Origin of the sequence: Rhizobium croatiense (assembly GCF_019793465.1) — a bacterium.
GTDB classification, from domain to species: domain Bacteria; phylum Pseudomonadota; class Alphaproteobacteria; order Rhizobiales; family Rhizobiaceae; genus Rhizobium; species Rhizobium croatiense.
Window position 1 is genome coordinate 1 of sequence record NZ_JAILYJ010000055.1, and the last position, 856, is coordinate 856.

The 856-nt window shown below is 64.6% G+C and carries 1 protein-coding gene; it reads left to right on the top strand.

Annotated features, from left to right (window positions below; genetic code table 11):
* Window positions 1–21 precede the first annotated feature (21 nt).
* The coding region (locus tag K6M89_RS30505) for an IS110 family RNA-guided transposase (protein ID WP_222141855.1) at window positions 22–856 on the top strand (835 nt) is incomplete at its 3' end.

Consider the following 856-nt stretch of genomic DNA (forward strand, 5'->3'; position numbering starts at 1 on the left):
CTTGGACAAGGATGGGATCAGATGGACGTTGTCGTTGGCATTGATGTTTCGAAAGACCAGTTGGATGTGCATGTGCTGCCGTCAGGCGAAAGCTTCGCCGTTGCCAATGATGATGAGAGCCTGGACGAGCTTGCTGCAAAGCTCCTGAGCCTGAAGGCGGATATCGTCGCGCTGGAGGCGACGGGTGGCTATGAGATGCTTGCGGCTGCCGCCCTTTCGGGAGCGGGTCTTGCGGTGATCGTCGTCAACCCGGCGCAGGTGCGCGCCTACGCCAATGCTCTGGGCAAGCGTGCCAAGACCGATCCGATCGACGCCGAAGTGATCGCCGCCTTCGTGGCTGCGACCAAGCCGGCGATCAGGCCGTTGCGCGACGAAGAGAACCGGGCGCTGGCAGCCCTTCTTGCCCGCCGCCGGCAGATCCTGGCGATGATTGCAGCCGAAGAGCAGCGCACCCGCATGGCGCTTGCCAAGGAGGCGCAAAAGAGCATCGGACGGCTGCTTGCCGCACTCAGGCGCGAACTCGACAGTCTCGATGCCGATGTCGACGACCATATCCGCAAGTCGCCTCTGTGGCGGGTGCGCGAGACGCTTCTGACTTCGGTGCCGGGCGTGGGGCGGGTGACCGCCCGCACGCTGCTTGCCGAGATGCCGGAACTCGGCAGCCTCGATCGGCGGCAGGTCGCCTCACTTGCCGGTCTTGCGCCCTGGACGCGCCAATCCGGCAAATGGAAAGGCAAGAGCCTCATCGGCGGCGGTCGGGCAACGGTACGCTCCGTGCTGTTCATGGCCACGCTGGTGGCCTGCCGCCATAACCCGGTTCTGAAAGCCTTCCGCGATCGCCTGGTCGCTTCCGGCA